This window comes from Flavobacterium sp. (assembly GCF_044373165.1).
Classification (GTDB): Bacteria; Bacteroidota; Bacteroidia; order Flavobacteriales; family Flavobacteriaceae; genus Flavobacterium.
Window position 1 is genome coordinate 23,888 of record NZ_JBILQL010000022.1, and the last position, 9,578, is coordinate 33,465.

A 9,578-nucleotide genomic window follows, 5' to 3' on the forward strand; every position below is an offset into this window, starting at 1 on the left:
TCCGTTACAATCTCGTCCAAAAAGACGAGATTTTCACTGCAATCGGGGCTAGCTAGTTAGTTTTTTGCGTTTTTGTTGTCTTGTTTCAAACTCCCAACAATCTCGCTCAACAGTCCGTTAAAATCAAACTCTTCGCTCAATCCCATGCGAACCACTACCAAGTCATGACTCGGGAAAACGGCTACCATTTGCCCTTGGTAACCACTGCAGTAAAACATATCGCGTGGCACATCGGGGAATTTTCCGCCGGCATTTAACCAAAATTGCGCGCCGTATTGACCATTAGAAGTGTTGGTTGGCGTGGCCACGTATTTCGCCCAGCTCGGATTAAAAATTTGTTCGCCATTCCAGTTGCCTTGGTTTAAATAGAGTAAGCCAAACTTGGCCCAATCGCGTGGGGTTGCCCAACCATAAGACGAACCCACAAAATTGCCAGCCATGTCAACTTCTACTAAAGCCGAGTCCATTCCGATTTTATCAAACAAACTACCGTACCAAAAATCCAAATACTCTTGGTGCGTTTTGAATTGTTGACGCAAAATACCCGACAACAAATTCGTCGTTCCCGAAGAGTAATTCCAAGTGTTATTTGGTTTACCCACCAAAGGTTTATCAATTTGAGGCTTGGTCATATCTTCTGTAATGAAAAGCATTTTGGTCACATCGGAAATCTTACCGTAATCTTCATCCCATTCCAAGCCCGAATTCATGTGCAGCAAATCGTTAATCGTAATTTTTGAACGTTGGTCATTCTTCCAAGCCGCAATCGGAGCCGGTTTCATAATGTCGATTTTCCCTTGTTTTTGGAGTATGCCAAAGTAAGTAGCCGTTATGCTTTTCGTCATCGACCAACCCAAAATTTTAGAAGTAGCCGTAAAACCGGGTGCATATTTTTCGGCCACCAAACGGCCTTTGTACAAGACTACTACAGCGCGGGTTCTTTTGTTCTTCTCGCCTTCTTTATCAAAGGCTTCTTCTACAGCTTTTTGCAATTGGAACGCCTCTAATTCGGCAAAACTGGTATCTACCGGATTGCCGTTCCCGTAAGGATAAGGTAAATCGCTTTGGGATAAACTTCTTTTCGGAACGTTGTAAGGCTTAGTAACATCAAAATCATCGTTGATTAACGTGGCACCCAAGCCTTCTCGGTAAATGGCTTTACGGGCTTTTAAGCCGTAAACTTTTGAGGTTACAAATTTTTCACTTTCATTGATTTCATTGGTTGCCCAATCTACTTTGTCAATGTCATTGTCGCCTTTTTGGATGGTTTCCAAACTTCTGCTATCAATAAAATGTCCGGAAGCCACACTCTTGGCCGAAAATCCTGTGATAATATCCAATTGCGGATAAATTTCAATGCGCAGATAAACTAGAGCAATCAACAATAAAACAGCAAAGATTTTGAAGAATTTTTTCATGGGAATTAATTTTCAAGCAATTTATAAAATTTGAACCATAATAAGCCATTTAAGTTCATTTCAGCTTCTGTTTTCTTAGTTGACTTATATGGTTTAAAATCACAAAATATTAATATTTGTTTAGCAATTAACAAATCCATTTTAGCTACTTTTGTATTTAGAATTTTTCTAAATAATACCATGTTAGACATCCAAAAAATCAGAGCCGATTTTCCGATACTTTCCCAAAAAGTAAACGGCAAACCACTCGTTTATTTTGACAACGGAGCGACTTCACAAAAACCCCAAGTGGTGATTGATGCCATTTCTAAATACTATCAAGAAATCAACGCCAACATTCATCGTGGTGTGCACACTTTAAGCCAATTGGCTACCGATGCTTATGAGGTTTCCCGAGGGAAAATCCAACAGCATATCAACGCCCAACACGCTCACGAAGTGATTTTTACTTCCGGTACAACCCACGGAATCAATGCGATTGCCAACGGTTTTGCAGCTTTTTTAAAACCCGGCGATGAGGTTTTGGTTTCTGCTTTGGAACACCACAGCAATATAGTGCCATGGCAAATGCTTTGCGAAAAAACAGGCGCAATATTGAAAGTCATTCCAATGAATGAAAAAGGCGAATTGATTATGTCGGAATACGATAAATTACTTTCGACTAAAACCAAAGTTGTCACCGTAAATCATATTTCAAATGCCTTGGGAACCATTAATCCGATTAAGGAAATGATTGATAAAGCGCATGAAGTTGGTGCTGCCATTTTAATCGACGGCGCGCAAGCCACACCGCATTTAAAACCCGATGTTCAAGCATTGGATTGTGATTTCTACGTGTTTTCAGGACATAAAATTTGTGGTCCAACCGGTATCGGAATTTTATACGGAAAAGAAGAATGGTTGCGCAAATTACCACCTTACCAAGGCGGCGGCGAAATGATTGCCACGGTAACTTTTGAGAAAACCACTTATGCCGATTTGCCGCATAAATTTGAAGCCGGAACGCCTAATATAGCTGATGGAATTGTACTTGGAACAGCGATTGATTATTTAAATACAATTGGTTTCGATCACATTGCAAAATACGAACACGAATTACTGGAATATGCTACTCAAAAATTACTGGAGATTGAAGGATTGAAAATTTTCGGTACGGCAAAAGAAAAAACTTCCGTAATTTCGTTTAACATCGATGGGATACATCCATATGATATTGGCACAATTATCGATAAGCTTGGAATAGCGGTGCGCACCGGACATCATTGCGCACAGCCGATTATGGATTTCTTCCAAATCCCGGGAACCATAAGAGCGAGTTTCGCTTTTTACAATACCAAGGAAGAAATCGACGCCATGGTAGAAGCGGTAAAGAAAGCCCAAATGATGTTATCTTAAAAACAAAGACAGATGAAAGCAATTACTATGATTTTTCTAGCTATTTTCCTCGGAAAAAGTTGTACCAATGAAGCCCAAAACGATTTGACCAACACCACCATTCAATACACAGCGAATACCCGTGGGTTTTACCAAAAAATTGTCATTATCAATCAAAAGGCAACCATTTCAAGAGACCGAAGCGAATCAACATTGCCCGAAGAAATTAATATTTCTGATGCCGATTGGAAGGAATTAGTAGCTGCTTTTGGCAAAATCAATTTGGAAGAAGTGCCAAAACTGAAAGACCCAACACAAAAAAGACTGTATGACGGAGCTGCCATAGCTAATTTAAAAATTCGCTTCCAAGATCAAGAGTTTGAATCGCCTGATTTTGACCATGGTTTTCCACCGTCAGCCATTGAAAAATTAGTTAATAAAATAGTCGAATTAGCCAAAGAGAAGGAATGAGCATAAAAGAAATACAAGACGAAATTGTAGACGAGTTTTCGATGTTTGATGATTGGATGCAACGTTACGAATACATAATCGACCTTGGAAAAGGATTGCCCTTAATAGAAGAACAATACAAAACCGAAGAAAATATCATCACCGGTTGCCAGTCTAAAGTTTGGGTTCATGCCGAGCAAAAAGAGGGTAAGGTAGTTTTCACTGCCGACAGCGATGCTATTTTGACCAAAGGCATTATTGCGATTCTGATTCGCTCATTTTCCAACCAAAAAGCCTCGGATATTTTAGACGCCAACACTGATTTTATTGACGAAATCGGACTCAAAGAACATTTGTCACCCACACGTGCCAACGGTTTGGTTTCGATGATTAAAAAATTAAAAATGTATGCTTTGGCATTTAATGCTAAAAATGAATAAGTATGGAAGAATTTAAAGACGATATCAATTTAGGCGAAAACGTAGTCAAAGTGCTCAAAGGCATTTATGATCCGGAAATCCCGGTTGACATTTACGAATTAGGATTAATTTATGATGTAATGATTAATGAAGACAACGAAGTAAAAGTTTTAATGACTTTAACTTCGCCTAATTGTCCGGTAGCGGAAACTTTACCACGCGAAGTAGAAGAAAAAATCACTAAAATAGATACCGTAAAATCTTGCGAAGTAGAAATTACTTTTGATCCGCCTTGGAGCAAAGATTTAATGAGTGAAGAAGCCAAGTTAGAACTGGGAATGCTTTAATAGTCAAAAGTCAAAAGTTATAAAGTCAAAAGATTCGTCTTATTGACTTTAAGACTTTAAGACCTTAAACCTTAAGACTTAAAAAATGGACGAAATCATCAACAGAGTAGCCAACTCCGCCCTCGAAGTTTTCGATTTGGAAGATTATTATCCCAACGGCATTCGGACACAAATAGACATGGCACAATGGCTGTTGGAAGGTTTTCTTCTCAAAGAAAAAGACTTTCGCGAAGCCCTTAAAAACCATGATTGGGCGCAATACCAGAACCATTTTGTAGCTATTCATTGTTCAACCGATGCCATTGTACCGGCTTGGGCTACCATTTTAGTAACCACTTATGTTGCCCCATTTGCTCAAAAAGTAGTTTTGGGAGATATAACGGATTTGAATACAGCTTTATACCAAGATATTTTGCCAACGCTTGATTATTCAATATACCAAGATAAACCGGTAATTATAAAAGGATGTTCTAAAAAACCGGTTCCGGAAAGCGCCTACATTATGGCGGTTCAAAAGCTCCAACCCTTTGCCAAAAGCATTATGTATGGCGAGGCTTGTTCGGCAGTGCCGCTCTTTAAAAAAGCAAGATAGAATCATTTGCAATTGCCAAAGGGAATATTACCTTTGCAGCAAATTTTTTTAAATATGAATAAGATAACACTTCGATTAGCACTCGCTTCCCTTTTCTTAACTAGTGTAACACAAGCACAAGTCAGTGAAAAAGAGCTGCTAAAAAAGACGGAAGAAACCATCGCCAAAATCCAAGAACAAAAACCAAACGGTTGGGAAAAAAAAGGTGTATTTACCTTTTTAGCCAATCAAGCCAGTTTTAATAATTGGTTAGCAGGTGGACAATCTAGTATTGCAGGAAATATGGGATTGAAATACGACTTTAATTATAAAAGTGATACTTGGACTTGGGACAACAAGTTAAATGCTAATTATGGGTTAACTAAAATTTCAGGTCAGGAATTGCAAAAAACCGATGACCGATTAGAATTCAATTCTTTGTTGGGTAAAAAGGCTTCAGGAGAATGGTATTATTCCTTCTTCTTTAATTTCAGAACGCAGTTTGACTCAGGTTTTGACCCGGCAAACAACAGCATTAAAACCTCCCATTTTTTGTCACCTGTATTCATTCAGTTTGGTCCCGGTATGATGTGGAAGAAAAATGAAAATTTTAAAATTAACGTCGCTCCGGCTACATCTAAAGTAATCATGGTAAATAAACAGTTTACTGAATTAGGGACTTCTTTTGGTGTGGCTCAAGGTGAAACCTCTCGTTATGAGTTTGGAGCTGCGGTAAACGCTTATTACAAGTTCAAAATTATGGAGAATGTTACTGCCGAAAACATTTTCAACTCCTATACAAACTATTTAGAAGATCCATACAATATTGATATCGATTATACTTTGAATATAGTGATGAAAGTGAATAAATATTTGACCACTAACTTTGCTTTTCAAACCATTTATGATGACAATGCTTTCTCAGGCTTCCAAACCCGTCAGGTTATTGGCGTTGGCGTGAATTACGGATTCTAATCAATAAAACACAAAAAAAAGCTCCGAATTTCGGAGCTTTTTTAGTTTATCTGAAAGCCTGTTCTAAGTCGGATAACAAATCGTCTATGTCTTCAACACCAACGCTTAAACGAACCAAATCGTCGGTAATTCCAACTTCTTTGCGTTTGTCCTCAGGAATGGAAGCATGTGTCATTAAAGCCGGATGATTCGCCAACGACTCCACACCGCCAAGCGATTCGGCCAAGGTGAATACTTTTAGGTTTTCTAAAAACGAAATCGCCTCTTCTTTTTTACCCGATTTGAAGGTAAACGACACCATGCCGCCAAAACCGCTCATTTGTTTTTTGGCAATATCATGAAACGGATGATCCGGCAATCCGGGATAGAACACTTTATCTACTTCAGGATGATTGGCCAAAAAGTTAGCTACTTTTTCTCCGTTTTCACAATGTCTTTGTACGCGCAAATGTAATGTTTTGATGCCGCGCAACACTAAGAAACTGTCCATTGGACCTAGTGTTCCACCGGTGGCAAATTGTTTGAAATGTAATTCATCCCCTAATGTTTTGTCTTTGATAATCAGAGCACCGGCAATTACATCAGAATGTCCGCCCAAGTATTTTGTAGCCGAATGCATTACGATATCGGCGCCTAAGTCTAATGGTTTTTGCAAATAAGGCGTGGCAAAAGTATTGTCAACTGCAAAAAGGATGTTGTGTTTATTAGTGATTTTCGCAATCTCGGCAATGTCAGCCAATTTCATCAAGGGATTGGTTGGCGTTTCTACCCAAACCAATTTCGTATTTTCATTGATTAATGATTGTAATTTGTCTAAATCAGTCATGTCAACGAAATGGAATTTGATGCCGCTATTGTTGTACAAACGAGTGAACAAACGGTAAGTTCCACCATATAAATCGTCCATCGCGATGATTTCGTCACCGGCTTTGAACATTCGCAATAAACAGTCGGTTGCGGCTAATCCTGAGGCAAAAGCCAAACCACGAGCGCCATTTTCGATACTGGCTAGAGCATCTTCTAAAGCTTGACGGGTTGGATTCGCAGCACGGCTGTATTCATAATCACCTACGGGTTTCCCGGGTGAAGTTTGAGCATAGGTTGAGGTTTGAAAAACCGGTGGCATTACGGCTCCGGTAACTTCTTCATGGTGTTGGTTACCATGTATGACTTTGGTGTTAAACTTCATTGTAATAAAAATTTTGTCAAAGGTAGTTTTTTGTTTTATAGCCCGGATAGCAGCGGCATCCTTTTTTGCTTTGGCAAAAGTAAAAAAGATAGAGTCTCGTCACAAGACGAGACCGGATTAGCTCCTAAATAAACTTTCGAATATTCATCATAAACCCTAAATGTAAGGCTTCGTGGTAGTTGTTAAATTCGATGGCTTCGGCGGTGGAAGCCAAATGGAATCCGGTTCCGGTAGTGTATTCAGTATAGTGTTGAAATTTTCCGGCGGCGAAGTCGGCTTTGGTCTTTTCCATTAAAGAAATCAATAGCGTTTTTAGCTCATCCACTTCGGCTTGAGTGGTTTGGCAAGTTGGTTTAGAACCGTTTTTATAGGTATTGGTCATTTCGTCGGAAACGTTTACCGGCAAGCCCGAAAGGCGATAAACCAAGCCTTGTTGTGCCACAATAATATGACCTAAATTCCAGATTAGGTTGTTACTGAAACCTTCGGGAATTTTGTTGAGCTGTTCCAAGGTATAATTGTCGAGGAGTTTGAGGTATAACTGTCGGTTCGTTTCCCAGATTTTAAATGAGGTGTCCATAATTTTTTTGATAAAAATACTAATTTACCAAGTGATAACCGCGTATTTTTGTGGGGTGAATTGTTAAACTTTTGGACATGCGAAAAATATATCATTTGAAGACCTGCAGTACGTGTCAACGTATTTTGAAATCTTTGCCGAATTTGGATACTTTTCAGTTGCAAGACATCAAAACCGAACCGATGACGGTGAAGCAAGTGGAGGAAATGGCACAAATGGCGGGTAGTTATGAAGCACTTTTCAGCAAAAGAGCCACCCTTTACAAGGAAATGGGATTGAAAGACGAAAAACTCTCTGAAGCCGATTTTAAAAGATATATTTTGGAACATTACACTTTTTTATCCCGTCCGGTAATCCTAGCCGACGGCCAAATTTTTGTGGGTAACAGTCCGAAAGTAGTCCAACAAGCCATTGCTTTTTTATCGCATGAGTAAGCGCAATTGGGCTTTGTTGGCCGCCACTATGGTATCGGTTATTTACGGTATTTCATTTACGGTTGCCAAAGACGTGATGCCAACTTATGTAAAACCATATGGTTTTATTTTGTTAAGGGTTTTTGGGGCAACGATACTGTTTTGGTTGGTTTCCTTCTTAGGGCCTAAAGAAAAAATAAACCGCAACGACTTTCCCCGAATTATAGCAGCGGCTTTCTTTGGCGTGGCATTGAACATGCTTACTTTCTTTAAAGGATTGAGTTATACTTCGCCTATTTCATCTGCCGTGATAATGGTAACAACGCCGATTATCGTTTTGATATTATCGGCTATTATCATGAAAGAACGCATGGAGGTTCGGAAAATTATCGGGATTTTACTCGGTCTTTTCGGTACCGGATTTTTGATATTGTATGGTCAATCTATAGGCAACGCTACGAATGCTTCTTTGGGCAATTTTTTGGTTTTCATTAATGCCATTTCTTATGGTTTTTACCTGATTGTTGTTAAGAAACTAATGGACAAATATAACGCATTCACTTTCGTAAAATGGATTTATACATTCGGTTTGCTGATGGTGATTCCGTTTGGTTGGAGTGAATACCAAGAAATTCAATGGCAAACTTTGCCTGTGGTGATTCTTTGGGAAATAGGCTTTGTGGTGGTTTTTACCACGTTTATGACCTATTTACTCAACTTGGTTTCTATGCGCGAATTGAAACCCACAACCGTAGCGGTTTTTATTTATCTGCAACCGCTTTTTGCCACCATTTTCGCCATGAGTTTAGGCAAAGACCAACTGACTTGGGTAAAAATGGTATCGGCAACTTTAATATTTGTCGGCGTTTATTTGGTCACCAAAAAAGCGAAGAGTAACTAGCCAATAGTGATTACTCTTGTTGAAGATGCTAATTACTAATCACCAATTACTAATTACTTTTATTTATATTTGAAGTCTATTAAATTACACGAATGATACAATCGATGACCGGTTTCGGGAAAGCAACTTTGCAATTACCAACCAAAAAGATTACCGTAGAAATCAAATCACTCAACAGCAAAGGGTTGGATTTAAACACGCGTATGCCTTCTGTTTTCAGAGAAATGGAATTGGGATTGCGCAACCAACTTTCGCAAAGATTAGAGCGTGGTAAAATTGATTTTTCGCTTTATGTAGAGGTAACCGGGGAAGAAACTTCGTCTAAAATAAACGTGCCTATTGTCAAAGGATATATCAACCAAATGAAAGCCGTCATTCCCAATGCTGATGAGACCGAATTAATGAAAATGGCTGTAAGAATGCCCGATGCCTTAAAAACCGAGCGCGATGAAATTGATGAAAACGAGTGGAAGAAAATCCAAACGGTGATTGATGAGGCTCTGGAAAATATTGTGCAGTTCCGAAAAGACGAAGGCGTTTCTTTGGAAAAAGAATTTTTACATCGCATTGCCAACATCATGACGCTGATGAACAATGCCGTGTCTTATGATGCCGAGCGTGTGGAAACGGTAAAGACCAGATTGAGAACGGCTTTAGAGGAACTTAAAGAAAACGTAGACGAAAACCGTTTCGAACAAGAATTGATTTTTTACCTCGAAAAATATGATATTACCGAAGAGAAAGTCCGTTTGGAAAACCACTTAAACTATTTCATAGAAACCCTCGCCGGAACGGAAGCCAATGGTAGAAAACTTGGTTTTATCACTCAGGAAATGGGTAGAGAAATCAACACCATGGGTTCAAAATCCAACCATTCCGAAATGCAGAAATTGGTGGTGATGATGAAGGACGAATTGGAGAAGATTAAGGAACAGGTTTTA

The 9,578-nt window shown here is 39.1% G+C and carries 12 protein-coding genes; 9 read left to right on the top strand and 3 right to left on the bottom strand.

Annotation, left to right across the window (positions count from 1 at the left end):
- Positions 1-56: 56 nt before the first annotated feature.
- Positions 57-1,418, bottom strand: coding sequence for a serine hydrolase domain-containing protein (locus ACIQ32_RS04925; RefSeq protein ID WP_396194578.1), 1,362 nt, complete (start codon positions 1,416-1,418; stop codon positions 57-59).
- 180 nt (positions 1,419-1,598) lie between these two features.
- Between ACIQ32_RS04925 and ACIQ32_RS04930 the strand changes: the two genes are divergently transcribed.
- The 6 genes from ACIQ32_RS04930 to ACIQ32_RS04955 all read left to right on the top strand — a co-directional run bounded on the left by ACIQ32_RS04930 (position 1,599) and on the right by ACIQ32_RS04955 (position 5,554).
- Positions 1,599-2,813 carry an aminotransferase class V-fold PLP-dependent enzyme gene (locus ACIQ32_RS04930; protein ID WP_396194579.1) on the top strand — a complete coding sequence of 405 codons (1,215 nt, stop codon included), beginning with the start codon at positions 1,599-1,601 and terminating at the stop codon, positions 2,811-2,813.
- A gap of 12 nt (positions 2,814-2,825) precedes the next feature.
- Positions 2,826-3,263 (top strand): hypothetical protein, encoded by a 438-nt coding sequence (locus tag ACIQ32_RS04935; RefSeq protein WP_396194580.1) that lies wholly within the window; start codon positions 2,826-2,828, stop codon positions 3,261-3,263.
- Positions 3,260-3,682 carry a SufE family protein gene (locus ACIQ32_RS04940; RefSeq protein WP_396194581.1) on the top strand — a complete coding sequence of 141 codons (423 nt, stop codon included), beginning with the start codon at positions 3,260-3,262 and terminating at the stop codon, positions 3,680-3,682. Before ACIQ32_RS04935 ends, ACIQ32_RS04940 begins: the two co-directional genes overlap by 4 nt.
- A gap of 2 nt (positions 3,683-3,684) precedes the next feature.
- Positions 3,685-4,008 carry an SUF system Fe-S cluster assembly protein gene (locus tag ACIQ32_RS04945; RefSeq protein WP_131474777.1) on the top strand — a complete coding sequence of 108 codons (324 nt, stop codon included), beginning with the start codon at positions 3,685-3,687 and terminating at the stop codon, positions 4,006-4,008.
- An 85-nt stretch (positions 4,009-4,093) separates the two neighbouring features.
- The gene (locus ACIQ32_RS04950; RefSeq protein ID WP_396194582.1) at positions 4,094-4,600 is read left to right on the top strand and encodes a DUF2480 family protein; all 507 of its coding nucleotides are present in this window, start codon (positions 4,094-4,096) and stop codon (positions 4,598-4,600) included.
- 54 nt (positions 4,601-4,654) lie between these two features.
- Complete coding sequence (locus ACIQ32_RS04955) at positions 4,655-5,554, top strand: DUF3078 domain-containing protein (protein WP_396194583.1); 900 nt, start codon at positions 4,655-4,657, stop codon at positions 5,552-5,554.
- Positions 5,555-5,600: 46 nt separating this feature from the next.
- Here the strand turns inward: ACIQ32_RS04955 and ACIQ32_RS04960 are convergent, their stop codons facing one another.
- Positions 5,601-6,743, bottom strand: a complete 1,143-nt coding sequence (locus ACIQ32_RS04960; RefSeq protein ID WP_396194584.1) for a cystathionine gamma-synthase — start codon at positions 6,741-6,743, stop codon at positions 5,601-5,603.
- Between the two features lie 124 nt (positions 6,744-6,867).
- Positions 6,868-7,323 (bottom strand): DinB family protein, encoded by a 456-nt coding sequence (locus ACIQ32_RS04965; RefSeq protein ID WP_396194585.1) that lies wholly within the window; start codon positions 7,321-7,323, stop codon positions 6,868-6,870.
- A 77-nt stretch (positions 7,324-7,400) separates the two neighbouring features.
- On the opposite strand from ACIQ32_RS04965, the gene ACIQ32_RS04970 reads away from it, so the two are divergent.
- The 3 genes from ACIQ32_RS04970 to ACIQ32_RS04980 all read left to right on the top strand — a co-directional run.
- Positions 7,401-7,757: an arsenate reductase family protein gene (locus tag ACIQ32_RS04970; protein WP_396194586.1), complete on the top strand. Its 357-nt coding sequence runs from the start codon at positions 7,401-7,403 to the stop codon at positions 7,755-7,757.
- Positions 7,750-8,637 (top strand): DMT family transporter, encoded by an 888-nt coding sequence (locus ACIQ32_RS04975; protein WP_396194588.1) that lies wholly within the window; start codon positions 7,750-7,752, stop codon positions 8,635-8,637. The genes ACIQ32_RS04970 and ACIQ32_RS04975 overlap by 8 nt, the downstream gene beginning before the upstream one ends.
- Before the next feature lie 92 nt (positions 8,638-8,729).
- Positions 8,730-9,578 (top strand): YicC/YloC family endoribonuclease (locus ACIQ32_RS04980; protein WP_396194589.1); only part of this gene is annotated, 849 nt, incomplete at its 3' end.